The organism is Desulfobulbus rhabdoformis (genome assembly GCF_016919065.1).
GTDB classification, from domain to species: Bacteria; Desulfobacterota; Desulfobulbia; order Desulfobulbales; family Desulfobulbaceae; genus Desulfobulbus; species Desulfobulbus rhabdoformis.
The window spans coordinates 21174-46618 of the sequence record NZ_JAFFQA010000043.1 but is presented as its reverse complement, the minus strand read 5'-3'; the positions used below and the strand labels follow the sequence as shown (position 1 = coordinate 46618).

The 25445-nt window shown below is 52.0% G+C and carries 20 protein-coding genes and 1 tRNA gene; 11 read left to right on the top strand and 10 right to left on the bottom strand.

Going from position 1 to position 25445, the window contains the following annotated elements:
- A partial coding sequence (locus JWJ90_RS18330) for an ISAs1 family transposase (protein WP_205226489.1) occupies window positions 1–245 on the top strand: 245 nt, incomplete at its 5' end.
- On the opposite strand, the gene JWJ90_RS18325 is transcribed toward JWJ90_RS18330, so the two are convergent.
- Window positions 242–571, bottom strand: coding sequence for a hypothetical protein (locus tag JWJ90_RS18325; protein WP_205228667.1), 330 nt, complete (start codon window positions 569–571; stop codon window positions 242–244). The two genes, JWJ90_RS18330 and JWJ90_RS18325, sit on opposite strands and share 4 nt — an antisense overlap.
- 662 nt (window positions 572–1233) lie before the next feature.
- Here JWJ90_RS18325 and JWJ90_RS18320 point away from each other — a divergent pair.
- The 3 genes from JWJ90_RS18320 (at window position 1234) to fabL (ending at window position 4697) form a co-directional block, all read left to right on the top strand.
- Window positions 1234–2433, top strand: a complete 1200-nt coding sequence (locus JWJ90_RS18320; RefSeq protein ID WP_205228666.1) for a 3-phosphoglycerate dehydrogenase family protein — start codon at window positions 1234–1236, stop codon at window positions 2431–2433.
- Window positions 2434–2948: 515 nt separating this feature from the next.
- On the top strand, window positions 2949–3893 hold the full coding sequence (locus JWJ90_RS18315) for a DUF362 domain-containing protein (RefSeq protein WP_205228665.1): 945 nt from the start codon (window positions 2949–2951) through the stop codon (window positions 3891–3893).
- Between the two features lie 51 nt (window positions 3894–3944).
- Window positions 3945–4697 (top strand): enoyl-[acyl-carrier-protein] reductase FabL, encoded by a 753-nt coding sequence (gene fabL / locus JWJ90_RS18310; RefSeq protein ID WP_205228664.1) that lies wholly within the window; start codon window positions 3945–3947, stop codon window positions 4695–4697.
- 148 nt (window positions 4698–4845) lie between these two features.
- Here fabL and JWJ90_RS18305 read toward each other — a convergent pair whose 3' ends face one another.
- Window positions 4846–5076 (bottom strand): hypothetical protein, encoded by a 231-nt coding sequence (locus JWJ90_RS18305; protein ID WP_205228663.1) that lies wholly within the window; start codon window positions 5074–5076, stop codon window positions 4846–4848.
- 218 nt (window positions 5077–5294) lie between these two features.
- Here JWJ90_RS18305 and metK point away from each other — a divergent pair, with 218 nt between their 5' ends.
- The 3 genes from metK (at window position 5295) to trmFO (ending at window position 9647) form a co-directional block, all read left to right on the top strand.
- Complete coding sequence (gene metK, locus JWJ90_RS18300) at window positions 5295–6458, top strand: methionine adenosyltransferase (RefSeq protein WP_205228662.1); 1164 nt, start codon at window positions 5295–5297, stop codon at window positions 6456–6458.
- Between the two features lie 300 nt (window positions 6459–6758).
- Window positions 6759–8045: an adenosylhomocysteinase gene (ahcY, locus tag JWJ90_RS18295; RefSeq protein WP_205228661.1), complete on the top strand. Its 1287-nt coding sequence runs from the start codon at window positions 6759–6761 to the stop codon at window positions 8043–8045.
- A 273-nt stretch (window positions 8046–8318) separates the two neighbouring features.
- Entirely contained in the window at window positions 8319–9647 is a 1329-nt protein-coding gene (gene trmFO / locus JWJ90_RS18290) for a methylenetetrahydrofolate--tRNA-(uracil(54)-C(5))-methyltransferase (FADH(2)-oxidizing) TrmFO (protein ID WP_420828922.1), read from the top strand.
- A 28-nt stretch (window positions 9648–9675) separates the two neighbouring features.
- Here trmFO and JWJ90_RS18285 read toward each other — a convergent pair whose 3' ends face one another.
- The 8 genes from JWJ90_RS18285 to JWJ90_RS18250 form a co-directional block, all read right to left on the bottom strand.
- The gene (locus JWJ90_RS18285) at window positions 9676–11445 is read right to left on the bottom strand and encodes a DnaB-like helicase C-terminal domain-containing protein (protein ID WP_205228659.1); all 1770 of its coding nucleotides are present in this window, start codon (window positions 11443–11445) and stop codon (window positions 9676–9678) included.
- Window positions 11446–11590: 145 nt separating this feature from the next.
- A complete protein-coding gene (locus JWJ90_RS18280; RefSeq protein ID WP_205228658.1) occupies window positions 11591–18193 on the bottom strand; it encodes a HEAT repeat domain-containing protein in 6603 nt (2200 codons plus the stop codon).
- A gap of 245 nt (window positions 18194–18438) precedes the next feature.
- Complete coding sequence (locus JWJ90_RS18275) at window positions 18439–19029, bottom strand: Maf family protein (RefSeq protein WP_205228657.1); 591 nt, start codon at window positions 19027–19029, stop codon at window positions 18439–18441.
- A 58-nt stretch (window positions 19030–19087) separates the two neighbouring features.
- Window positions 19088–19903: a tRNA pseudouridine(38-40) synthase TruA gene (truA, locus tag JWJ90_RS18270; protein WP_205228656.1), complete on the bottom strand. Its 816-nt coding sequence runs from the start codon at window positions 19901–19903 to the stop codon at window positions 19088–19090.
- Window positions 19904–19951: 48 nt separating this feature from the next.
- A complete protein-coding gene (gene argC, locus JWJ90_RS18265) occupies window positions 19952–20992 on the bottom strand; it encodes an N-acetyl-gamma-glutamyl-phosphate reductase (RefSeq protein ID WP_205228655.1) in 1041 nt (346 codons plus the stop codon).
- Between the two features lie 133 nt (window positions 20993–21125).
- Complete coding sequence (gene rpsI, locus JWJ90_RS18260; RefSeq protein ID WP_205228654.1) at window positions 21126–21518, bottom strand: 30S ribosomal protein S9; 393 nt, start codon at window positions 21516–21518, stop codon at window positions 21126–21128.
- Window positions 21519–21535: 17 nt separating this feature from the next.
- Window positions 21536–21964 carry a 50S ribosomal protein L13 gene (gene rplM / locus JWJ90_RS18255; RefSeq protein ID WP_205228653.1) on the bottom strand — a complete coding sequence of 143 codons (429 nt, stop codon included), beginning with the start codon at window positions 21962–21964 and terminating at the stop codon, window positions 21536–21538.
- Between the two features lie 64 nt (window positions 21965–22028).
- Window positions 22029–22103 (bottom strand) — tRNA-Gly (locus JWJ90_RS18250).
- Window positions 22104–22436: 333 nt separating this feature from the next.
- Between JWJ90_RS18250 and hisB the strand changes: the two genes are divergently transcribed.
- From hisB to JWJ90_RS18230, 4 genes are all read left to right on the top strand, one after another.
- Window positions 22437–23036, top strand: coding sequence for an imidazoleglycerol-phosphate dehydratase HisB (gene hisB / locus JWJ90_RS18245; protein WP_275889137.1), 600 nt, complete (start codon window positions 22437–22439; stop codon window positions 23034–23036).
- A gap of 111 nt (window positions 23037–23147) precedes the next feature.
- Window positions 23148–23783 (top strand): hypothetical protein, encoded by a 636-nt coding sequence (locus JWJ90_RS18240; RefSeq protein WP_205228652.1) that lies wholly within the window; start codon window positions 23148–23150, stop codon window positions 23781–23783.
- Between the two features lie 8 nt (window positions 23784–23791).
- Window positions 23792–24556 (top strand): tRNA lysidine(34) synthetase, encoded by a 765-nt coding sequence (locus JWJ90_RS18235; protein ID WP_338032344.1) that lies wholly within the window; start codon window positions 23792–23794, stop codon window positions 24554–24556.
- Entirely contained in the window at window positions 24556–25440 is an 885-nt protein-coding gene (locus JWJ90_RS18230; RefSeq protein ID WP_205228651.1) for a damage-control phosphatase ARMT1 family protein, read from the top strand. Before JWJ90_RS18235 ends, JWJ90_RS18230 begins: the two co-directional genes overlap by 1 nt.
- The last annotated feature ends 5 nt before the right edge of the window (window positions 25441–25445 follow it).

Below are 25445 nucleotides of genomic sequence, written 5' to 3'. Positions count from 1 at the left end.
AACTGTTTGCCAAAGCTGTGCGCTCCCATTGGGGTATAGAAAATTCCCTTCACTATGTACTTGATGTTACATTTCGTGAAGATGAATGCCGAATCCGAAAAGACGATGCTCCCGAGAATTTTGCCGTACTGAGGCATATAGCTCGTAATCTGCTGCAACGAGAGAAAACCAAAATGAGTATCAAGCAAAAACAATTCAGAGCAGCCTGCGATAATCGGTTTCTTGGCAGTGTGCTTGCTAGCTAAAAATTTCGTGCGCTTGCCCTGTTTAATACCCCCCAACCGTATAAATTCCCTAAATAGTCACCACGCTCCTCAGTTTCTGTACCAACGTTGTCGTCGTACATGGAAATGCTAAGCTCATACGCATAAAAAGTATCATCTCCCCCCATCCATTCTGAACTGAACCCATCGTCTGCGATGTCGTGATAATAACTTAGTGTCGGTGGTACTAACCTGTCTGGATCGAAATCTATTACATCTGTCCAGGTTGTCGGTACGGCACTCGCGATTCCAGCTGCACCTAGTGTTAGCATTCCAGCGCTCGCAACAATTGAAAGTAGTCGTTTCATTTCTCGCTCCTTTTTATAAACTTGACAAAGTTAACCCAAGTTGGAGCTATGCAAATTTTGATCCAGGGGTCATGGATTAGGGTCATGAATTAGGGGCAGACCACAATTTATTCTTCGTAGGAGTAAGCTTTTCTTTAATTTTCTCATCATTCTACCATGCTGAGTTCATGATGAGCAGGTCAGCTTGCACCCGCAATATCTTTTTTCTTGCAGACAAAAACATCTTTCCTCACCCTCAACGACAAGACAATTAGTCCTTGCCTTTCATCTTTTTCCCCCTATTTGTCGGCTGTTTGTAACGTAAAAAAGCATTTAAATCCGTAAAACAGGAAAAAAATACGGAAAAATTGTAAAATCTTATTAAAAAACAGGTGGTAACGTTACAATTTTTTCTCGCCAAAAAAATTCTCTTCATTTCTTTTCCCTTTCCCTTGACATCCCCTGTCTTTATTTCTTACCCTGCCAAGGTTTTGCGGCCCGCATGTCCCGTGAGCGGTGCCGGTTGGTGTCTGTATTGCTGTTGCATACTCTTTTGATTGGCCAGAGAGGAGTTGGTTTGCTGGGTGTCAGCTCATGCTACCAAAGCCGCCAATCAAAAAAGGTTGTTGTTCGCCCCTGAAGTATATTTTTAATTCCATTTAAATATCAAAGAGGACGGAATCATGAAGCAATTTACCATCAAGACCATTAATGCCATTGCCCAGGAAGGGCTGGAACTGTTTACCGAACGGTTCCATGTCGATCCGGAAGAAACGAATCCCGATGGCATTGTCGTACGCTCCACCAAAATTGATCTTTCCGGATATTCGAACCTGCTGGCCATTGCCCGTGCAGGTGCCGGGGTCAATAACATCCCCATTGATGAGGCTACCGAGCAGGGGGTCTGCGTCTTTAATACTCCTGGTGCCAATGCCAATGCTGTTGTCGAGCTTGTGTATACCTCGCTTGGTATCTGGCTGCGTAACGTGGAGAAGAGTATCGAGTTTTGCCAGGGCTTGAACGGCATGACCGATGACGATGCCATCAACAAGGAGGTTGAGGCGCGGAAAAAGATCTTCAAAGGCGAGGAGATGGCCGGCAAGACCATGGCTGTCTTTGGTCTGGGAAAGATCGGAGTGGGAGTGGCCAATGCTGCGCTGCATCATGGCATGAAGGTGGTCGGCTTTGATCCCTTTCCAGCTTTAGATAACATTCATCACCTTGATCCCAATGTCACCCTGACCCGCTCGCGCAAAGAGGCCTTGAGTGAGGCCGACTTTATCTCCATCCATATGCCGCTCAATAAAAATACCCGGGGCTATGTGACAACAAAGGATTTTCTTGAGTTTGTCAAAGAGGGGGCTGTTTTGATCAACTATGCCCGTGGCCCGGTTGTCGATGAAGATGCGGTCTTGACAGCACTGGAAAGTGGCAAGCTTCGAGGCCATATTTCAGACTTTCCCTCGGTGAAATTCCTCGGCAACGATAAAATTCTGGTAACGCCCCATCTGGGGGCCTCCACTGCCGAGTCGGAAGAGAACTGTGCCACCATGGCGGTACGGGAGCTGAGAAATTATCTGGAGTATGGCAATATCGTTCATAGCGTCAACTTCCCCAACATTGAAACCATTCCCACGGTTGAGGTGCACACACGTCTGACCGTGATCAATCGCGACCAGCCCGGAATGATCGGCATGATCAGTAATCTGCTGGGGAATGAAAATATCAATATCATCAACTATACCAACAAGAGTAACGGCACGGTTGGATATAATATCATCGATTGCGCAGGGCCCGTTTCAACAGACATTCAGGAGAAGATCAGTCAGCAGGAAGGCGTTTTGCGGGTGCGGGTCATTCCTCTTGAGATTCGCGGCAACTAAACCCATGATTGAGGGGAGAGTCGCTGAATGCTCACGGATTCAGAACGGGGCATAAAACCTGATGGAAATCTTGAATAATTGCTTTTTCTTCCAATCCTCGGAGTCTACGCTTACCTGCCCTTGATTGAAAAATCTAATTATTCAAGGCACCCTTATATATGAATGATATGAATGGCGAATTCGGTGTATAAAAAATACCCAGATAAATCGCTGCAGCTGGTGAAAAGAGTGTAAAAAATGGCATTGTTTGTATCGTGTTGATATTTAAGGATTTTTTGTTTTTAATGGCTACCTTTATGCTCTGAGGAGTTATATTTTTTTTACTTTTTTCTCTTTTTCGGCTTTTCCTTGAATTGTAACTCTGTTGCTCTAATTTACCGATAATAGGGCAAATGTTGATGGTTTTGAGTGCGATTATTAATTGGCACGCTTGATGCTAAATAATACGTAATTCTTCATCTCTTCTCTCCTTTACCGGCTTGGTTCTTTCTGGATCAGGCCGGTTTTTTTTAGCTATGCAGTGTACAGATTCCCTTGTAACGCTTTGTCGGCAACCATCCTATGATGGGCCGCAACTTCAGGACAATATTGCCCGTATTCTGGCAAGCAGTCTACCGGCGGCAAATTATCGTTCTGCCCGGATTTTACTTAAACCCAACTTGATTACGGCCACCAATAGCCAGCTGTCCTGTACCAATGCCCGAATTATAATTTCTGTAGCCAGGTACTGGAGGGATATGGGGGCGCAGGTTATGGTGGGGGATTCTCCTGCCTTTGGGAGCGCCCGTTCGGTCTTGCAGAAAATTGGTGTCGCAGAGCAGCTTGAACAGTTGGGTGCGCACATAGTCGAGTTCTCTCGCTCAACCACAAGGAAGATGGCCAGCGGAAGAAATGCCCGGGTCGCTATCCCAGCTTTGGAGTGCGATTACCTGATTAACCTGCCCAAGCTCAAAGCGCATGCACAGATGCGATTGACCATGGCCGTCAAAAATTATTTTGGCTGTATTTCCGGTTTGCACAAGCCGTTATGGCATATGGTGCATGGGGGAAAACAGGGACACTTTGCCGACTATCTGGTGGAGTTGCTCTCCTTGCTGCCTCCTGGTTACAGCCTGGTTGATGGGGTGGAGGCTATGCATGTTACCGGCCCCATTCATGGAAAGCCATATCCCCTGGGGCTACTTGCAGGGGCGAGAAATCCCGTTGCCGTAGATACCGCCCTGATAACAGTGCTCGCTGTCTCCCCTGAACGGTTTCCGTTGTGGAGGGCAGCACGCGATGCTGGAATTTTCGGGGCTGATCCTGCTGATATTTGTTTAAGCGGCAATGCGCCAGCTGATTTTTTAACCAATGGTTTCAAGCTTCCAGAGGAACTCATTCCGGTCCGCTTCAACCCCTTTCGTTTTATAAAAAGTTCCCTGCGCCGATTGTTACTCGCCTCCAAACTGCGCGGAAAATAACCGCGGGGAGGGGTGGTGAGGAGCGAAAGCGCCAGACAGAGAAGAGGAGCAATGATCGATTTACATGGCAAGGTTGCATTGGTCACAGGTGGATCTCGTGGTATAGGCAAGGCTGTTGCCATGCGTTTGGCTGCCCGGGGTGCCGAGGTCATTATCACCTATGTACGGCATCGTACCAATGCAGGGGAAGTGGTCAGTGCGATTGAAGAACGAGGCGGGACGTGTGTGGCTCTGCGGGCGAACCTAGCCCATGAAGAGCAGCTGGAGGTCATGTTTGTTGAAATACGCAAACGCTATGATCGCCTCGATATTGTGGTCTCCAATGCCGCCTCGGGAGTTCTCAAGCCTGTGGAAGAGCTCAAGAGCAGGCATTGGGACTGGGCGGTCAACATCAATGCCCGCGCCCTGATGCTCATTACCCAGCAGGCGCTGCCAATGATGGACAAGGGCGGCCGCATTATCGCCATCTCCTCCATTGGTGCGGTACGCGCAATCCCCAACTATACCGTTGTTGGCGCCTCAAAAGCGGCCCTGGAGTCTCTGGTGCGGCATTTAGCAGTGGAATTAGGCCCAAAAGGCATTACTGTAAACACCGTGAGCGCAGGCGTGGTGGAAACGGACGCTCTGAAAAAATTTCCCAATCGGGATGAGATTATCGGTGCTGCCATGGAGCGGACCCCTCTGGGCCGTTTGGTTGTCCCCGAGGATGTTGCTGATATGGTCCTCTTTCTCTGCAGTACAATGGCGGAGATGGTGCATGGCCACACCTTGGTGGTGGATGGGGGATATGCTATTCATGGCTGACGTGCATCTCGAATAATTGCTTTTTCTGCCAATCTCTGCGTCATACTCAAAATTTTGTCCTCGGAGGTAAGCGAAGACTCCGATATTTATCATATGCCTGCGGTAAAATTTTTCGCAATCCTTGACCTTGTTTGAAAAATCTAATTATTCAAGACGCACGAATGCGCCTGATCAGGATGCGCACGAATTCAAAACAACAGATAATCACCAGATAGAGTAGGCTCGCTGTTATCAGTGCGGGGAAGAGGGGGCTTTGACTGTGCAGCAGTCTTTGCAGGGGCAGGTAGAGGTTCGCGAACATACCCGAGGCATGAAAGACCCAGAATCCTGGAAAGGTAAAGCCGATCAGTAAATAAAATATGCGTCGAAAAAGGTGCATATGAGAAAGAGTGCCTTATTAAAACCTTGTATGAATCCGTGAGCATTCATCTGTGTGCCATTTCCGTTGAATTGTATGAAGAAAATAGAGTATCATACCCAAATTTTTTCTGATCAACCGTCATCCCCTCACAAGATATACGGAGTTGGGCACAGACCATATGCTCCTCTCCCTGAATATATACCGCTGTTTTTATTTTTCCTCCACAAGGAGACTCCATGTCTACACATCTTTTTACCTCGGAATCAGTCTCCGAGGGGCATCCCGACAAGGTTGCCGATCAGATCTCCGATGCCATTCTTGACGCCATCCTTGAGCAGGATAAACACGCTCGTGTCGCCTGTGAAAGTCTGGTGACCACCGGCATGGCCATGATAGCCGGTGAAATCACGACCTCCGCATGGGTGGATATGCCACAGATCGTTCGCGAGACCATCCGCGAGATTGGCTATAACTCATCGGATATGGGGTTTGACTGGCAATCCTGTGCGGTCCTTACCAGCATTGATAAACAGTCTGCCGATATAGCCGCAGGCGTTGACGAGGGGACCGGTCTGGATTTGGATCAGGGAGCAGGTGATCAGGGACTGATGTTCGGTTATGCCTGCGATGAGACCAGCGTGCTTATGCCCATGCCCATTACCTATGCTCATCGTCTGACCAAGCGCCAGTCCGATGTGCGTAAATCAGGTACGCTTGACTGGTTACGCCCCGATGCCAAAAGCCAGGTCACCATTCAGTATGAAGACAACATTGCCAAACGGATCGAAGCGGTGGTCCTCTCTACCCAGCACAGTCCGGATGTAAGCTATGAAACCCTGAAAGAAGGTGTGATGGAAGAGATCATCAAGCCGGTGTTACCGGTTGAGATGATTGATGCCCAGACCAAATTTTTTATCAACCCAACAGGCCGTTTTGTTATTGGTGGCCCTGTGGGCGATTGCGGGGTCACTGGCCGAAAGATTATTGTTGATTCCTATGGTGGGCGAGGTTCCCACGGAGGCGGCGCTTTCTCCGGCAAGGATCCCTCCAAGGTCGATCGCTCCTCCTCCTACATGGGACGTTATGTGGCCAAAAATCTTGTGGCCGCAGGGCTGGCAACCGAGGTCGAGGTGCAGGTTGCCTACGCCATCGGTATTTCCCAGCCGGTCTCCATCAATGTCAAAACCTTTGGCACGGGTAAAGTCTCTGAGGAGCAGTTGGTGAAAATTGTGGGACAGGTCTTTGATCTGCGTCCCAAGGCGATCATTCAGCAGCTTGATCTCCTGCGTCCCATCTATCATAAAACGGCTGCCTACGGTCATTTCGGTCGTGAGCTGCCCGAGTTCAGTTGGGAGAAAACCGATAAGGTTGAGGCACTGCGAGACGCTGCAGGGATGTAATCTGAACACGTGACAGCGGGGGGCTCTGAACACGTTCACGGATCCAGCTTGATACACCCCAGAACATATTTTTTTGAAGTTGTGTAGGGTGGGCAGAGGGAGTTTCCTGCCCACCAGGGCAGGATCAGTGTTTAACTCGACGTCGTTCATAAGCAAATAGTTTGGCTATGGTGGGCATAAACAGCCTGCCCACCCTACGGAGAAAGCTAGAGTTTCAGTTAATTTTCTGGTTAGCTTTCCTGGCCAGTATATTTTTTGAAGTTTTACCCCTGAAAGGTCAGGGAAGAAGAGGAGTACCACATGAGTGATTTTAAAGTAGCCGATATGGGGTTGGCCGATTGGGGGCGCAAAGAGATCGCCATTGCCGAGACTGAAATGCCTGGTCTCATGGCCCTGCGCGAGGAGTTTGGCAAGAGCAAGCCTTTGGCGGGCGCCCGTATTGCTGGCTGTCTTCATATGACTATTCAGACAGCAGTGCTGATGGAGACCCTAGTTGAGCTGGGGGCTGAGCTGCGCTGGTCGTCCTGTAATATTTTTTCCACCCAGGATCATGCCGCCGCCGCTGTGGCAGCGGCCGGTATCCCCACCTTTGCCTGGAAGGGGGAGAGTGAAGAAGAGTTCTGGTGGTGCATCGACCAGACCATCTTTGGGCCGGACAACTGGCGTCCCAACATGATTCTTGATGATGGTGGAGACCTGACTCTGGTTATGCACGAGAAATATCCCGAATTGATGGCAGAAATTCGTGGTATCTCCGAGGAAACCACCACCGGTGTCCATCGCCTCTACGAGATGACCAAGCAGGGCACGTTGAAGGCTCCGGCCTTTAACGTCAACGACTCGGTGACCAAATCCAAGTTTGATAACCTCTACGGTTGCCGCGAATCATTGATCGATGGCATCAAGCGGGGAACCGATGTTATGGTTGCCGGGAAGATAGCGGTCGTGGTGGGCTATGGCGATGTCGGCAAGGGCTGTGCCCAGGCACTGCGTGGTATGGGTGCCACGGTGCTTGTGACCGAGATCGACCCCATCTGCGCGCTTCAGGCATCCATGGAGGGCTACCGCGTGGTCACCATGGAAGAGGCTGCCCCCCTTGGTAATATCTTTGTCACCTGTACCGGTAACCTGCGGGTCATCACCCGGGCTCATATGGATGTGATGCCGGATCAGGCCATTGTCTGCAATATCGGCCATTTTGATTCCGAGATTGATATCGCCGGTATCCGCGAACTGGAATGGGAGAATATCAAACCCCAGGTGGATCATGTCATCTTTCCCGATGGCAAGCGTATCATTGTTCTTGCCGAGGGCCGTCTGGTGAATCTGGGTTGCGCCACCGGCCATCCCAGCTTTGTCATGAGTAACTCGTTCACCAATCAGGTGCTGGCTCAAATAGAGCTGTGGAATAACAGCGGGGACTACGAGAATAAGGTCTACTTCCTACCCAAAAAACTCGATGAAAAGGTTGCACGCCTCCATCTTGCCAAAATCGGTGTACAGCTCACCACGCTTACGCAAGAGCAGGCAGACTATATTGGCGTGGATGTTGAGGGACCGTTTAAGCCCGAGCATTATAGATATTAAAGTAGTACAGGGAATCTTGAATAATTGCTTTTTCTGCCAATCTCGGCGTTATGCGAAAAATTTTATCCTCGGAATATCATGTATATGCCTGCGGTAAAATTTTTTGCATGCCTTGACCTTGATTGAAAAATTTAATTATTCAAGACACCCTACATGTATCATTGATCCATGGGCAGAGTGGCACAACGTCACTCTGCCTTTTTTTATCCCGAACTGTGAATAGAGCACTGGGCCTTTTGGCCTAGTGCATTTTGTGCAACTGATTGCTGGAGCATTATGAACAAGGTGATAATTATCGGCGGCGGTCTGGCGGGCTCTGAAGCTGCCTGGCAGGTGGCCAGGCGAGGTGTGGCGGTTACTCTCTATGAGATGAAACCCAATCAGTATTCTCCGGCCCATGAGATGCCTCTTCTGGGCGAGCTTGTCTGCTCCAATTCTTTACGTTCAAATGCTGTGGACAGCGCAGCCGGACTCCTCAAAGAAGAGATGCGTTGCCTTGACTCGTTGCTCATGCGCTGTGCTGATACCACGGCCGTACCTGCAGGATCAGCCCTGGCCGTTGATAGGGGCAAGTTTGCCGAGATGGTCACGCGGGAAATTGAGCAGCATCCCCTGATCACAGTGATGCGGGAGGAGGTGCAAACAGTGCCCGATCCGGCTGCTGGACCCGTGATTCTAGCCGCCGGGCCACTGCTCTCCGGACCACTTGCCGAGCATCTGCAGACACTCACCGGAGGCAATAACCTGGCCTTTTACGATGCCATCGCCCCCATCGTGGATGCGGAGAGTCTGAATTGGGATATCGTCTACCGAAAATCACGCTGGGATGATGAAGGCCCCGGGGATTACCTGAACTGCCCCATGAATAAGGAGCAGTATCTCCACTTTATTGATCTCTTGGGTAATGCCCAAACCGTACCGCTTCACGATTTTGAAAAGCCGCATTATTTTGAAGGCTGTCTGCCCGTTGAGGTGATGTGCGAACGAGGCCCTGATACCCTGCGTTACGGGCCGATGAAGCCCATTGGCCTGGCGCACCCGGTGACAGGGGAGCGGTATTACGCAGTGGTTCAGCTCCGGGCAGAAAACAGCGAGGGCACGGCCTATAACCTGGTGGGCTTTCAGACCAAGCTGACCTACGGTGAGCAAAAGCGGGTCTTTCGTTCCATTCCCGGTCTGGAAGAAGCTGTTTTTCTGCGTCTGGGGTCCATTCACCGCAACAGTTTTGTCTGCGCGCCCGAGGTCTTGGACGCAACCCTGCAGATGCAGCGGCTGCCCGGTATCTTCCTGGCCGGTCAGCTTTCAGGCGTTGAGGGGTATATCGAGTCAACGGCCATGGGACTCCTGGCTGGCATGAATGCAGCCCGCATGGTCCAAGGGAAAACACTGGTTGTACCACCAGAGGCAACGGCCCACGGTGCGCTCATCCAGCATCTGATCAACACGGAGACCAAACATTTTCAGCCCTCCAATGTCAACTTCGGCCTGTTTCCACCACTTGCGTTCACCGGCCGTAAGATCCCGAAGAAAGAGCGGGGGCAGCATCGAAAAAAACTGGCATTGGAGCTTCTCTCTCAGTGGCAGCAAGATGTCAGCCGGTAGGGCGTTGAGTTCGAAGGAGCAATTCGGATTATCCCTGCTCGGTAAATCCCCAGTAGGGATAATCCACTTGATAGCCCGCGACTCTTCCCGGGCTCTGCTCTCGACTGGCCACCAGCCATAATTCATTGACCCGATCCTGGGCCATGTTCCTGTCAAATGGATCCCAGAGGGGCATGAGTACCATGGCATTATCGGCTGAGTAGCCGATATCCCCAGATCCCTTAAAAGAGCCCAGGTGCGGTTGCCGATCAAACTGGCCTTCGCTGTTGCGCGCAAGTTCTGAGATCACCAGAAAACTGACCGCTAACTCGTCACGAATCGCCTCAAGTTGACGCAACCAGCCATCGATGCCACTGCGTTTCTGGCTGATATCTTTAAAGGGGAGTTTGTGCAGACTGTCAATGACGACGACGGTGTAGGGGCTATGCGTCTCATGACGCAGAAAATCGATATGCCGTCGCATGGTCTCTGGCGAGAGGCTGCGATCGTTGACCACCCGTAAGGAAATGAGCAATTTTTTAAGTTGCTGCTGTGCCTGGGGCAGGCTTGGCTGGTTTTTTGGTTGCAGGGTGGCCGCTTTGATTTGTTCAGTACTCAATCGGCTGAGTCGGCTGAGGGTTCGCAGGTAGATTTTTTGCCGTCCGTTTTCAAAGTCGTAGTAAATCACCGGCAGCTTGCGCAAAGCCATTTCCGTGGCTATTTGAATACTGAAGGCTGACTTGCCTGCCTTGGGGGGGCCACCAATGATATTGATGCCGTGCAGGCCCCCCAGGGCCCGGTCCAGTAAAGGGAAACCACAGGTGAGTTTGGTATAGGCCTCTCCGGCCTCCTGTCGCAGTTGCTGGGAAAACCCCTGAAACTCGGCAAGCGGGCTCGAAAAGGGGGAAAAGGCCCGGGCATTTTTCAAGTATTCTGCAACGGTTGCCGCCCAGTCGTCCTGCTGGTTTACGGCTAGTTCAAAAATTTGGGCATTTCGCGGTGCATCCTCCGGCCAACGGATGAGCCGAACCTTAAACCCCACGCGGGTGGCGAAGGCTCGAGCCTTGGCTTCAGATTCGGCGTTGTTGTTGACCCAGAGAAAGATGGTTCGGATCCAGGCAAGGCGCTCGGGGGCAATTGCGTCAAGATCTGCGGCTGTTGGTACGGCAATGCCAGGAAAGCCGAGCTGTTTGATGGGCAGCAGGTTCTTTTCCTCTTCAACGAGAAAGAGGGCTCCATTTTCACAACGCTCTATCTCCGGAGCGTTGAAAATACGGAATTCTTGGCCAAAGAAACGTTCATCGCCGTACCAGAAGCAGTCTTCAACGCGGGTAGGATGAATGCAGCGCGCTGCGTAGCAGTTGCCGTCCGCTTGCTGGTACGGATAGACCAGGTACCTGCCGTTAAAGCCAATGGCCAGCTCCTCAAGCACTCCACTTCCAATTTTTGCTTTTTGTAAGGGAGAAGCCTGCTCGCCAGTGAGTTTCGCCTGAAACCCGATAAGCTCCTGATTGAGGTTTTTGACCGGATAATCAATATCACTCCCCGCATACTCCCGGTCGGGCTCATAGCCCGGCACTTGCGACAGAGGAATTTTGCTGAGGCGGGCGAAATGGAGGGCAAAGCCGCCAGGGACACAGCCTGCGGTGCAGCGAAAATATCCATGAAAGAAACTGCTGGGATTTAGCAGGACCTGAAGACGTCCATTGAATTCCGTGTTCTTTTGGCTGCAGAAAGGGCAGGGGGCCTGCAGCGTGTGGTGGCGCAGGTGCCCTTCGGTGAGATGTTTTTGATAGAACTGGCTGATAGCATCAGGCATGGGCTGCTCCTTTGTAGGCGATCGCAGGGGATTGAACCTGCTGTGCTCTCGGCCTGTTTCTGTTTCAGGGAATCAGGTTTGGAAGTGTTTCTTCCACCAGAAAAAAGTGCAGACTTCGAAAAGACCGTTTCTGGACGGACACAAATTAACCAAGGATAGCCTGTAACTCTTCATGGTCAATGGGGCGATCGAATTTGAAGTGCACCGAGAAGTTGCCAATCAACTGACGATAGGGTTGTACCCCGATCACCAGCCCCTTAAAGGTGAGCTTCCCAATTTTGCCGCCCACCGGAATGATGATCTGCATGCGCCGTCCTAAGAGCAGCCGTGCATTTTCCTGCCGCGAGATACGAACAAGAAAGGCGAGACCGCCCAAAGATATATCAGCCGACTCAGAGCGAAATCCACGCCCGATGGGCGCATCGTTACTGCTGATCGGCTGCACCTGCACCTTACGCGCAAGGGTGAACCGTTCATCTTTGCGGCGGTTCAGGCCTTTTTTCTTCAGCATGCCGCTGATGGTATCACGGGTCCGATAGTAATCGTAGAGCTTAGCCCGCAGGCCGGGATACTTTTCCTTCCACTCGGCCAGGACTGCTTGAGGCAGAATGTAGATTCGTGACGGGGTCAGTGAGCTCAGGGTAACGGTCCAGAGGGAAGGGGTGAAAAAATTCTCGCCAGCCAGTTGGCCGCGACTGAGACTGGTGATAAAGAGTTCACGGTCGTCAACAAGATGCGAAGCCTTAATACTGCCCTGGTTGATAAAGAAGAGGCCATCGTTTTTGTCACCCTGAGTGACAAGGGTTTCTTCCGGTTGGAGCTTACGTTCACTGAATGCCTGGTGCATGATCTGGAACTCTCTGGTACCGAGCTGATCGGTCAGCTCTGCCCAAATTTCCAGATCCTCTGGGCAAACACCCTGTTTCTCCTGTTCTATGATTGCTTCACTGCGGATGATATCTGGAAACGCTGTTTCATCCAATTCGTAAATCCGTTCACGCAGTCGTTCGGCTGTAGCTAAGTCTCCGGCGTGGGCCACTGTGCCTATTAAATCCAGCAGCTGTTGTTTGGCTTCTGCGTGTTTACCCTCTTGGGCCAGCTTGAAGATACTCTTTTCCTCTTCCTGAATTTCTCTATCACTGACCTGTGGGAGCGCTGTACTCCTGGTGTTTGTTTCCATACCGAGCGAGTGTTCTTCCTGCTGGTCCTGATTGGCTCGGCGTATCTGCTGCAATGCATGCTGGGCAGCCACCCGTACCTCATCGGCGTAACCGGATAAACCAAGCATATTTTTACTTTGGGCCACCCGGCTCAGCGATCCAGTCGCCCGTTTGGAGCCAAGAGCGCCCAGGGCCTTACAGGTACTTATCTGGAGATCCGTTTTGCTTTTTCCCAGAAAGGGCTTGGAACTCTCCAGAAGATCTGTCAGTGGACGAACAAATCGTTCATCATGGATTGTGGCAATATGATTGATCACGCGGATTTTTAAGGAATCATCCGCCTGCTGCAGTGCTTCCAAAAGAAAATCCTTGAGGCTATCGCCAGCAATTTTTGCTGCTGTTGCAATAACTTCCTGTTGCACACGCGGGTCACTGTGACGGATAAAGGGCTGTACCTTGGTAAAATGTTTTTCTTCCCCCACCTCACCGAGTAAACGAATAATATTGCGCAGTACATACCATGGGGCATCCTTGCGCAGTTGTTGAATGAGAAGGGATACAGCAGGGTTTCCGGTTTGCTTGATCAGGCCTAACAGACGTTTTCTTTCATAACGGCTTTCGCTTTCAAAGAGCTGTTTGAGCTGAAATTTGGCTGATTCGAGGCCCAGTTCGACAAGAATTTTTCCAGCAATGTGTTGTTGCTTTTCCGAATGAAAAAAGCGATCGAGCAGTTGCGCAAGCATATCTTGAGAACAGAGTACTTTCTGGACATCCCGTGCCTGTTCACGCACATGGGGCACCCGAGCCTGGGTCAGCTGTTGCAGGAAATGAAGGATTTCATAGGCTGAGACATAGTCTTCTTGGGTGAGATAATGTTCCGCAAGTCCGCTGATAGCTGCAAGGGCCTGCTCACTGCTTTTGGGGGTCACTCCCTCCTTCTCAATGCCCTGTTTCAGGGCGGGGAGTAGTTTGGTAAATCGATCCCACTGGCCAATGCGAGCCAGATGCTCAGAGGTTGCAGCCAGGGCCTCAAAGGCGTTTTCACGTACCCTGGGGTGGTTGTGTTGCATGCCGATAGCCAGCTGCATCATCAGGTTGTCAGCGGTAGCTTCATCATCGTTGAGAAGCAACTGTCGAATTTCTTCGGGAATTGCCTCGGCAAAAGAGTGGCTTTCCAGTTCTTCAAATCGGCCTTGAAGGAGGTTGTCACGGCCTTTGTTGAGCGAATCTTTGCGTTGCTGTTCTTTTTGTTTTTTCTGCTCCTGGTGAAGCTCAATAATAGCCCTCATTTTTTCGCTACGGACGGTTTCCATCAACCCCTGGTATGCCTCTTCAACCTCGATTGCGTCCAGATCAGCTGGTCTGGCGATGCGGCCCTCGGCCAAATCTTGGAACTGTGCTGTCAGTCGTTCTATTCTTTCGGGGGAAAGTTGTGCAATAATCTGTTGGTAGAGCTGTTCCCCAAAAAGGTTTTTGTATTTTTTAACCAGAATCATCCCCAGTTCTCGGTCCTCAAGACTTGCCAATTCGCCCCCTGCTTTGGAGGCCACCTGAAGCTGTTCATCCTGACTGAGCAAGGTGTTGTAGCGTTCAAGCATTTGCTCGAAGTCTGCCAGATGCATTGGTGCATCCGGATTATCCTCTGTCGACGCAAAGAGTTGGCGCGTGGCACTTACCAGCACCGGTGCCGACCATTCCGGTTGGTGCAGGCGGCTTGCTATCTGCTCGGGAAGTTGTGTTGAGGGGCCTGCTGCCTGAAGAAGATGGTGAGCTGCGATGTTGTGTGCCGCAATTTGTTCAATTTCACTTCCTTTTTTGGTGCGGGCCAACCGTTTGAGGATGGCATCATCGGCGGCAACAAAATCCGGATCCGCCTCTTTGCTAATCTGAAGCGGAATATCGCTTGTCAGGGTGGCCACCATGCGGTTGAGCTGCTTGGAGTTGAGGTGCTCAACCGTCTCATCCAGTAGTTCATCAGAGACCTGCTCCATTACATGTGCATAGAGGTGTTCCCCAAAAAGCCCCTTAAACTTTTGTGATAGAATATTTCCCAGTGCTGCCCCTTCCATGGAGGCGAGTTGTGCACCTGTTTGCCGGATCACCTGGGTTTGCTGCTCCTGATCGAGTACCTGCTCATACTGGGCTAGCATGCGATTAAATCCTGAAAAATCGACTTGTTGTTGCCCTGGCGTCTCGTGTGGATTTGCAGCCTGGATAGCTGCCTGTGCGAGCATGGGGGCCGACCACTCAGGCTCAAGCAGCCGCTGGCGCAGATACTCGGGCAATTCCGCCACCGTTGTCTCTGGAGCAACAAGCAGCTCTCTCGCCTCAAGGGATTGGGCAAGAGACTCTTTGATTTCCGCACCGCGTTGGGTCTGGGCAAGGCGTATCAGGATAGAGTCGCTGGCAAGTTGAAAATTTGCATCGTCTTCCTTGCCTATATGAAGCGGGATTTCGCTTGTGAGTGTGGCAACCATACGGTTGAGCTGTTTCGGGGTCAACTGCTCCACGGTTTCATCAAGGAGTTCATCGGAGACCTGTCCCATGATCTGCTCAAAGAGCTGTTCTCCAAAGAGCCCCCTAAATTTCTGGGTGAGAATGTTGCCCAGTGCGACTCCTTCCATTGAGGCGAGCTGCGTGCCTGCCTGCCGGGCAACCTGTGCCTGCTGGTCACGGTCAAGCACCTGCTCATACTGAGCAAGCATGCGGTTAAATGCGGAGAAATCGATGGGTTGTTCCGTTCCCGCCTGATTGTCCATGACTTGTTGCGCCGCGGATGCCAGGACCGGCGCCGACCACTCCGGTTGCATGAGTCGTTGCCGCAGGTGTTCCGGCAATTCCGCCACAGTGGTTTCGGGTGCGACCAGCAAGGTGCGTGCATCGATATTCTGATCCACGGCCCGTTTAATCTCCGCCCCTTTTTTGGTGCTTGCCAGTCGGAGGAGAACGGAGTCCGTGGCGGGTTCAAAATCGGGGTCACCTTCCTTGTTGATATGCAGCGGAATATCGCTTGTAAGAATGGCCACCATGCGGTTGAGCTGTATGGGTGTCAGCTGTTCGACGGTTTCATCGAGGAGTTCATCGGATACCTGGCCCATGATCTGCTCGTAGAGCTGTTCTCCCAAGAGTCCTTTGAATTTTTGTGTGAGCATGTTGCCCAAGGCCGCGCCTTCCATTGTGGCCAGTTGTGCTCCGGCTTTTTTTGCAACCTGTGCCTGCTGGTCACGGTCCAGCACCTGCTCATACTGAGCAAGCATGCGGTTAAATGCGGAGAAATCGATGGGTTGTTCCGTTCCCGCCTGATTATCCATGACCTGTTGCGCCGCGGATGCCAGGACCGGCGCCGACCACTCCGGTTGCATGAGTCGTTGCCGCAAGTGTTCCGGCAATTCAGCCACAGTGGTTTCGGGGGCGACCAGTAAGGTGCGTGCATCGATATTCTGGTCGACGGCCCGTTTAATCTCCGCCCCTTTTTTTGTGTTAGCCAGTCGCAGGAGAACGGAGTCGGTGGCGGGTTCAAAATTGGGGTCACCTTCCTTGTTGATATGTAGTGGAATATCGCTTGTGAGAATGGCCACCATGCGGTTGAGCTGTATGGGCGTCAGTTGCTCGACGGTTTCATCGAGGAGTTCATCGGATACCTGGCCCATGAGCTGCTCGTAGAGCTGTTCCCCCAAGAGTCCTTTGAATTTCTGTGTGAGCATGTTGCCCAAAGCCGCGCCTTCCATAGAGGCCAGTTGTGCGCCGGCTTTTTTTGCAACCTGTGCCTGCTGGTCACGGTCCAGCACCTGCTCATACTGAGCAAGCATACGGTTAAATGCGGAGAAATCGATGGGGTGTTCCGTACCCGCCTGATTGTCCATGACCTGTTGCGCCGCGGATGCCAGGACCGGTGCCGACCACTCCGGTTGCATGAGTCGTTGCCGCAGGTGTTCCGGCAATTCCGCCACAGTGGTTTCGGGGGCGACCAGTAAGGTGCGTGCATCGATATTCTGGTCGACGGCCCGTTTAATCTCCGCCCCTTTTTTTGTGTTTGCCAGCCGGAGGAGAACGGAGTCGGTGGCGGGTTCAAAATTGGGGTCACCTTCCTTGTTGATATGCAGCGGAATATCGCTTGTGAGAATGGCCACCATGCGGTTGAGCTGTATGGGTGTGAGCTGCTCGACGGTTTCATCAAGGAGTTCATCGGATACCTGGCCCATGACCTGCTCGTAGAGCTGTTCCCCCAAGAGTCCTTTAAATTTCTGTGTGAGCATGTTGCCCAAAGCCGCCCCTTCCATAGATGCCAGTTGTGCGCCGGCTTTTTTTGCAACCTGTGCCTGCTGATTGTGATCAAGGAGCTGTTCGTATTGTCCCAGCATGTGTTGAAATGCTGAAAAATCAACAGGCCCACCGGGAACCTTTTGTTGGCTCATAAGCTGTTCGGCAGCAGAAGCAAGCACCGGAGCTGACCATTCGGGCTGGTGCAGACGTTCCAGCAAATGCTGGGGGAGCTCTGCAAGGGTGGTCTCGGGGCGAAGCAGCAGGTTTTTTGCATCGAGATTTTGAGCGGCTGCCTGGTTGATAGCAGTAGCCTGTTCCGGGTGCATTGCAATTAACCGTTGCAGGGCTGCCGGCATGGCGGCGGCATCCATCGATCCCAGGTTGGTGCTACCTGGCTCACTTTCAACCAGAGGCTGTTCTGCCACCAGTTTGGCAACAAGTGCGTTCAAGCGTTCTGGCGAAAGCTCACTTATTGTCTCAGCCAAGACAACACTGGAATCAGGATTCTCGGGGAGGTTGGCGACGAGTTTTGCAAGAAGTGCAGGATCAAGTTTATTGAGAATACTTGCTTCCGGTTTACTGCCAGGCATCACGTTGGACCCGTCAGTCGTGTTACGAGAAAGTTTCAGATCTTTTAAGAGCTCAATCACTGAATTAGTGAGCTCTTCTGTGTTCTGGCCGTCGGAAGACGTCATTCCTGAAGCTGGAAGGCGGTTGATGAGTTCTTCGATCAACTCCTTGGATACACCTTGCACAGCCTTGTCTCCACCGAGGACAAAGTTGGCCAGCTCCTCATCACTGATGTTGAGTCCTGCACCAAGAAGCTCCTCCCGGACGACCTGCTCACCATCATGAATTGCCACATAGCGCTGGGCATCAGCTGTAACCGAGAGGATACCTGCCTTATCAAGCATGGCTGCTACAGGTTCGTTGACCTCTTTTTTTTCCAGGAGTGATGAGAGGGTTTGCGTGAGGCCTATGCACTCCTCAAAGGAAAAAGCCGAGGAAAAGGAGAGAGAATGCATCTTTGCCCGGGAAAAAAGATTTCGTAGGCCCTTGATCTGCGGTTTTGCCTGATCTTTATCCCCCAACGGTTCTCCGCAGACCATCAGTTTCTGGTCTGAAATCCCCAGGACGATGACATCCTCATCGCCGCTTTCCTGCAGCGCCTGAAAGGATTGCACCACCATCTCGTTGGTCCGTTGTACCTGTGGGTTGGCCGCCGGATAAAGCCGTATGGTCCTCAAAGCGGTAAAGAGTCGTAAAGGGAAATCGATCAGAAGCTGGCTTCTATCCGAAGGAGCAGGGGGCGGAGTGTTGGCCATGGTATCTATTCAGGGAAAAGGGAGGGCCGCTCTATGATTGTCGGAGTAAATCAGAAAGGGGAAAAAGTAGAGCAGGTGAGTCCCCTTTTCTTTTTACATCTCCGACAGGCAGCCAGTCGTTGCATTCTTCTCTACATTTGCATAATTTTGAACAGAGATCAATCTGAAGTTCTTAAAGAGTATCAGGTGATTGATTGATGCGCGGGAAAACTGACGTATTGGGGAGAGGGCCCGTTGGGAGGCAATCAGTCGGGATATATAATGTTGTATTGCAGCAGGGTGTTGAGCAGTTGGGTCAGAGGTAACCCAACCACATTACTGTAGGATCCCTCGATAGAATGAACCAAAAAAGTGCCGATGCCTTGAATCCCATAGGCTCCGGCCTTGTCAAGAGGGTCGCCTGTGTTGACATAGCTTTGGAGTACGGAGGTTTCAAAATGACCAAAGGTGACCATGGTTGTCTCTGTGCTCCACGCCTCTATATTGTATTGTCGTGCCAGGACAGAATAGCCGGTTATGACCTGGTGGGTACGGCCTTGGAGCTGCTTGAGAAAAATTAGGGCCTGCTCTGGATTTTCCGGTTTACCATAAATTCGCTCATCAAGGGCAACAACGGTATCGGCTGCAATGATGCATTTGTGGGGATGCAGAATGCTCAGTGCCTGCGCTTTATCTCGTGCCATTCGCTGGGCAAAGGCGTCAGGGGCTTCAGCTGGTAATGGAGTCTCGTCAATGTCGGCGGGATCGATCGAAAATGTGAGCCCCAAACTGTTGAGGAAGTCTTTTCGTCTGGGAGAGGCTGAGGCCAGGATCAGCGGGATGCGTGCAGTAAACATGAGAAAATTCGCGAAAAGTTAAAACACAATGATTCATGTACCTCGGGAGTGAGGCGATTTACGAGGGAAGAAAACAAGGATTGGGGAACTCCTGAAACAGGGGCTTGGGATAATAGAGCCTTTCAAGATAGAGGCCACAGGCGGGTGCGGTGAGTCCGGCCATCCTCCTGTCCCTGGCCTCGAGGATCCGCTCCATCTCTGAGTCATCCCGTTTGCCTTGCCCTATCTCAATGAGCGTCCCTGAGAGAATTCGTACCATCTGCCGCAGAAAACCATCTCCGGTTATGCGGATGGACCAGCAGGCCTCTCCGCCGGGGGATGGGCTACAGCTCAGATCGTGCAGGGTCCGCACTGCCCCGCGCCCGGTAGTGAGGGTCTTGTCCCGAGTCCCAGTGCGTTCAAAGCTTGAAAAATCATGGGTGCCTTGCAGACAGTTCAGGGCCAGACGTAGCCGGTCTGGATCAAAGGGACCGGGGAAATGTGCTCGATAAAGACGGGACCAGGGGGCTTGCAACGGGCCGGTAAAAAAATCATAGCGATAGGTTTTTCCCTGGGCATCAAAGCGGCTGTGAAAATCCGGAGGTGCTTCCTCTGCGCCGAGAATGCGAATATCGGGGGGTAACAATGAGTTGAGCCCTTTGAAAAATGCAGTCACGGGGGTGCGCGCTGAAGTCTGAAAATGGGCCACCATCCCCTGGGCATGGACGCCGGTATCGGTTCGACCGGCGCCATGCAGGGTGATCTCTTCCTGACAGAGGAGGGCCAGGCGGCGCTCCATTTCGCCCTGAATGGTGGCTTCTCCCTGTTTCTGACGCTGCCAGCCGCAGTAGTTGCCGCCATCGTAGGCGATGAGCAGACGGATTGTTCGTACCATGTTAGAAATGCATAGAGGTGTGGAGCCGTCTTCCTGTGTCCCCCTTTGTCAGGGGAAGAAGGGGGCACCCATCAAGCCCATGGTTTCCTCAAAGCCGTGCATCAGGTTCATATTCTGCACGGCCTGGCCGGAAGCACCTTTGACGATATTGTCAATGGCCGACATCACAATCAGGCGACCGGTGCGTTCGTCCTTTTGCAGACCGATGTCGCAGCAGTTGGAGCCACGTACATGCTGTGTTGCGGGCGAGGTACCAAAGGGGAGGACTCGTACAAAGGGCTCGCTGGCATAACAGGTTTCAAAAAGCGCCTGCAGATCTGCTTGCTGCCCCTTGTCGGTGAGGCTTGCATACATAGTGCTGAGAATGCCCCTTGAAATGGGAAGGAGGTGCGGTGTAAAGGAGACAGTCACCTGCTTCCCTGCAGCCAGCGAGAGCTCTTGCTCAATCTCAGGGATATGACGGTGGGCTCCGCCAACCTTGTAGGCTTTGAAACCGTCGTTGACCTCACAAAAAAGCGTTCCCACATTGGCTGCACGCCCCGCACCGGAGGTGCCTGATTTTGAATCGATAATCAGGGTGGCAGGATCAATCAGCCCTTCTCGTAAAAGTGGGGTCAGACCAAGAATAACGGAGGTCGGATAGCAACCGGGATTGGCAGTCAACCGTGCTGTTTGGACGCGTTCCCTGTATAGCTCCGGGAGACCATAAGCCGCCTCCTCAAGAAATTCGGGACTTGAGTGGGGCTGATACCAGGCTTCATACACGGCTGCATCATGAATGCGGTAGTCAGCGCTGAGATCAACCACCTTTTTCCCGGCAGCCAGCAGTTGGGGAACGATATCCATGGCGGTCTTGTGCGGAACCGCGCAGAAAAAGAAATCCGCTCGCCCAATAAGCTCATCAACTCCGAGGTTTTCACACACCAGATCAACCCGTTTACGAAGGTTGGGAAACACTTCAGCCAGTGGTTTGCCTGCATACTGGCGGGAAGTCGCAGCGGTGAGACGAACTCCTGGGTGTCCGGCCAGGATTCGGGCCAATTCAACTCCGGTATACCCGGAAGCACCAACAATTCCGACGTTTAACATGGTAGAGATCCTCGTTCAGCACCTGGGGGAGCCAGGAGGTGAAAAAAAAACGGGGAATAACGAACTAATCGTTATTCCCCGTATAATGCGTTCTTTATGGAATCGCGAGAAGTACCCGCAGACCACTAAGAAATTAACGTTTGGAGAACTGGAAGCGGGCGCGGGCACCACGCTGACCGTATTTTTTACGCTCTTTAGCGCGCGGGTCACGGGTGAGCAGGCCTGCTCTTTTCAGGGGAATACGCATCTCCGGATTTACTTCCTGGAGCGCACGGGCAATGCCGTGAACCAGCGCTTCAACCTGGGCAGATTTACCACCACCCTTGACAGTAGCCTTTACGTCGTACTGCTCGAGTGTTTCGGTGACGGCGAAAGGTTTGGCAATTTTTGGCTCAAAGAAGATGTTGCCGAAGTATTCGACCAACTCCTGATTGTTGACTGCCATTGTGCCGTTGCCGGGGGTGAGCCAAACGCGAGCGATAGCTGTTTTGCGTCGACCTGTTGCGTATGTCTGTTCTGAGGCCATATGTCTCTACTCCCTAATCAAATCTCAAGATTTTCCGGCTGCTGGGCCTGATGAGGATGCTCTGAGCCGCTGTAAATTTTCAGTTTTTTCAGCTGTGCCCGGCCAATTTTATTTTTGGGCAACATGCCTTTGACAGCCAAGCGGATAAGCTCTTCCGGTTTTTTGGTCAGCATCTCACGAGCAGTGGCGCTCTTGATACCGCCCGGATACCCGGTGTGATGGTAATACATCTTTTTATCCCACTTGCCACCAGTCAGGTGTACTTTATCGGCATTAACTACGATAATAAAGTCGCCATTGTCCTGAAAATTACAGAAGGTCGGTTTGTGTTTACCACGCAGACGACTGGCGATCTCTGTAGCAATGTGTCCCAGTACCTGGCCGTCGGCATCGGCTACATACCATTTGCGGTCAATTTCATTTACCGGCGTGTAATAGGTTTTCATTCTGCGCCTCAACACTGAAAAAAAAAGGTTCGAACGGGGGTCCGAACCTTAGATAGCGATTTTTTGGAGCGGGAAACGAGATTCGAACTCGCGACTTCAACCTTGGCAAGGTTGCACTCTACCACTGAGTTATTCCCGCTCGTTGTTTCGTGACGGCGGCAGAATATACAGGACTCTCCGGTGTTGTGTCAACAAAAAAAAGCCCCTGCGTTTGTTTTTTTAGCAGGAGAGAAGAAACGGTGCCAGCAGGTGGAGAACTGTTGTCAATCAGTGGAAACAGATATAGTATACGCCCTAATTCATTCATAATCCAGTTCTGATGAAGGGGTTGCTCAAATCAAGCAATTCTCACGGATTCAGGAATATATCACAGGTGCTGCTCTTGCTTCAACCTTTGTTGGGCAGGAGATGCACGCACCAGCATCGCTTTCATTATCGGGGGCATCCCCCTCTTCAGACCATAAGGAGTTCCATGTCCCAATCAAATATGCGCAGTTCCTCTGTTGCACGCACCACCAAAGAGACCGATATCACCGTCAATCTGAATCTGGATGGAGAGGGACAGGCCCGGGTGCATACCGGGGTGGGGTTTATGGATCACATGTTAACCCTGTTTGCAGTCCATGGCCTGTTTAATCTCGAAATAACCGCTACCGGAGATGTGGAGGTTGACGATCACCATACGGTGGAGGATTTAGGCATTAGCCTTGGGATGGCCTTTGCCCAGGCCTTGGGAGACAAGGGGGGGATCTGTCGCTATGGGCATGCCTACGTCCCCATGGATGAAACTCTGGTGCGGGTCTGTGTCGATTGCTCAAACCGTCCTTTTCTCCATTATGGGGTTAGTGTGAGTGAGCCAAAACTTGGAACCTTTGACACACCACTTGTTAAAGAGTTTTTGCGTGCCTTTGTTTTGCATGCAGGCGTGACCCTGCACGTGGATCTGCTGCATGGAGAAAATGGTCATCACATTCTCGAGGCTGTCTTTAAAGCTCTGGCCCGTGCCATGGCGATTGCCGTGGCCACCCATGATAAGGTGACGGGACAGCTCTCTTCCAAAGGTGTTTTGTAATACCTGAATCACGAATGCAGGAAGTACCTTTCTGCTCAGTGAATTACTTCTCCATACGCCTTGAGGAGGTATGGAAAATCCTATCCCATGTTTGGCTACAAGGAGGATCAAATGACTACGCACTCCCTGGTCCGTTTTGGATCGTTTGTCGGTTGTCTGCTGCTGCTAGCCGGCTGTGCAGGACAAAAAACCACAAATCCCGTCGTCGATGAGTCCGTCGCGATCTCGTGCATCGCGGTCATGCCAGCCCTGCCCACGGTCGACTATGACGCTCCCGAGGCGCAGGAAAAGAACACAACACTCCTTCAGGGGGCTCAGGTTATCAATGAGTTGGTCAGGGAGATGCTGACCGGCCCCAAAGTCCGTTTTGTTGGCGAGCAGGATGTGAGCCTTGGTTCGCCAACGCTTGAAAAATCACGCGAGATTGCCAATCGATATCAGTGCAACGCTGTTATGGATATTACGGTGAGTCGTTTTGATGAACGAGTAGGGGGAGATTATGGGGTCAAGCAGCCCGCTGCGGTGACCTTTGCCTACCGTCTCTTTGAAACAGGTGAGGGGCGGGTGCTCTGTCACGGTCGATTCGATGAGCGTCAGCAATCACTCATGGAAAATCTGTTTACCCTTTCCAAGGCACAGAGTCGTGGACTGACCTGGCTGAGCGCCAAAGAGCTGGCCCGTGATGGATTAGAGGAAAAGTTTGGGGAATGCCCCTCCCTTGATGGTGCTCTCCATAGCGATCAATAAGGAGTCGAGTGCAGTTACCACGCACGCTGAACCGAAAGATCGGGCGGGCCATGCACGATTACAGCATGCTCGCCGATGGGGACCGGGTCCTGGTGGCGGTCTCCGGTGGGATTGATTCTCTGGTCCTGCTGGCGGTGCTGCACCTGTGGCAAAAAAAAGCGCCAATTACGTATCTCCTGCATCCGCTTCATGTTGATATGGAGCCGGAAACGCATGGGCAGGGGGCTGCAGCCGAGGCTATCGGGCAGCAGGTGGCTCAACTTGGCCTACAACTGCAGGTCTTACCTGCACAGTATCATCCCAATCCGGACGAGATCGCCGCGGCAAGTGCAGGGGGGCAGGATCTCTGTTTTCAATGCGCCCGATCCAGGCGAACTCAACTTTTTGCCTATGCCCGGGATCAGGGCTACAATGTTCTCGCCTTGGGGCACCACCGTGACGACATCATTGAAACGTTTTTATTGAATCTCACCTGTGCCGGAAATATAAGTACCATGTCCCCCAAGCAGACACTGTTTTCCGGGCGCCTGCACCTGATTCGACCGCTGGCTTACCTGGATAAGGCAGAGATAGAACCGTTGGGACAGAGCTTTGGCTTTGAGCCGGTACGCTCGGCCTGTCCCCTTGCAGAAAAGACCAGACGCCGTGATATCCATGAGTTGGCAGAGCAGATCTATGCCCAGCTGCCCGGAGCCAAAGAGCATATTTTTGCGGCTTTGGGCAATGTACGCCGTGACTACCTGCTCAAACAAACCGGGGGAAGGAGACCCTGATGCACACTGGAAATGATTGCCTGGTCTGTTTTATGCGCCAGGTTTTGGGAACCGTACGCCGCTGTACAGACGACACCGCCTTGCAGTGGCAGCTTTTGACCACCGTTGGCGGTATGCTGCAGGACTTTGAACCGCAGCTGTCCCCACCGGAAAACGCTGTGCACTATTATCGTCTGATCAGTGAACGTACCGGGGTGACGGATCCTTTTCTGGCGGAAAAAAAGGAGAGCAACACCTTTGCCCTGGATCTTGAGGTCCGGACCCGTGAGCTGATCGCTCGCGAGGCTGATCCACTTCTGGCGGCGCTGAGTTTTTCCATCAATGCCAATGTGCTCGATTACGGCTCTCAGGTACTGCTTGATCGGGACAAGGCGCTGGCGGACTGTCGCCAGGAACTGGCCGTAAATCATTATCAGCAGCTCCTCGCCTGTATCGAAAATCGTGGAAATATCCTGTACCTGGCTGATAACTGCGGGGAGATTGTTTTTGACAAGCTCGTCATCGAGTTGCTACTGGCACGCGGCTGCAAAGTGACCCTGGCTGTGCGTAAATCACCCATTATCAACGATGCCACCCCGGAAGATGCCAAAACCTGCGGACTTGATCGTCTCTGCCCGGTGATCGATAACGGGGCTGATATCCCAGGAACCGCCCTGAGTGCCTGCAGCGCTCCCTTTGTTGAGCATTTTCACAAGGCTGATCTCATTATCAGCAAGGGCATGGGCAACTTTGAGTGCCTCTCCGAGGTGGATGCACCTATTTTCTTCCTCTTTATGATTAAATGTAGCTCGGTGTTGCACTACTTACGCCCACATTTTCCTGGAGTTGAGCTGAACATAGGCTCCCCCATTTTGTTGCAGGGAAGCAGGATTGCTCACACTTAAGGGGG

Bases quoted from the DNA above. Each gene is read 5' to 3' on its own strand.
- JWJ90_RS18305 (WP_205228663.1), bottom strand. From the start codon at position 5,076: ATGCACCTTTTTCGACGCATATTTTATTTACTGATCGGCTTTACCTTT.
- JWJ90_RS18325 (WP_205228667.1), bottom strand. From the start codon at position 571: ATGAAACGACTACTTTCAATTGTTGCGAGCGCTGGAATGCTAACACTA.
- JWJ90_RS18280 (WP_205228658.1), bottom strand. From the start codon at position 18,193: ATGGCCAACACTCCGCCCCCTGCTCCTTCGGATAGAAGCCAGCTTCTG.
- rplM (WP_205228653.1), bottom strand. From the start codon at position 21,964: ATGAAAACCTATTACACGCCGGTAAATGAAATTGACCGCAAATGGTAT.
- truA (WP_205228656.1), bottom strand. From the start codon at position 19,903: ATGGTACGAACAATCCGTCTGCTCATCGCCTACGATGGCGGCAACTAC.
- rpsI (WP_205228654.1), bottom strand. From the start codon at position 21,518: ATGGCCTCAGAACAGACATACGCAACAGGTCGACGCAAAACAGCTATC.
- JWJ90_RS18315 (WP_205228665.1), top strand. From the start codon at position 2,949: ATGCAGTGTACAGATTCCCTTGTAACGCTTTGTCGGCAACCATCCTAT.
- JWJ90_RS18275 (WP_205228657.1), bottom strand. From the start codon at position 19,029: ATGTTTACTGCACGCATCCCGCTGATCCTGGCCTCAGCCTCTCCCAGA.
- JWJ90_RS18285 (WP_205228659.1), bottom strand. From the start codon at position 11,445: ATGCCTGATGCTATCAGCCAGTTCTATCAAAAACATCTCACCGAAGGG.
- hisB (WP_275889137.1), top strand. From the start codon at position 22,437: ATGTCCCAATCAAATATGCGCAGTTCCTCTGTTGCACGCACCACCAAA.
- metK (WP_205228662.1), top strand. From the start codon at position 5,295: ATGTCTACACATCTTTTTACCTCGGAATCAGTCTCCGAGGGGCATCCC.
- ahcY (WP_205228661.1), top strand. From the start codon at position 6,759: ATGAGTGATTTTAAAGTAGCCGATATGGGGTTGGCCGATTGGGGGCGC.
- argC (WP_205228655.1), bottom strand. From the start codon at position 20,992: ATGTTAAACGTCGGAATTGTTGGTGCTTCCGGGTATACCGGAGTTGAA.
- fabL (WP_205228664.1), top strand. From the start codon at position 3,945: ATGATCGATTTACATGGCAAGGTTGCATTGGTCACAGGTGGATCTCGT.
- JWJ90_RS18240 (WP_205228652.1), top strand. From the start codon at position 23,148: ATGACTACGCACTCCCTGGTCCGTTTTGGATCGTTTGTCGGTTGTCTG.
- JWJ90_RS18320 (WP_205228666.1), top strand. From the start codon at position 1,234: ATGAAGCAATTTACCATCAAGACCATTAATGCCATTGCCCAGGAAGGG.
- JWJ90_RS18230 (WP_205228651.1), top strand. From the start codon at position 24,556: ATGCACACTGGAAATGATTGCCTGGTCTGTTTTATGCGCCAGGTTTTG.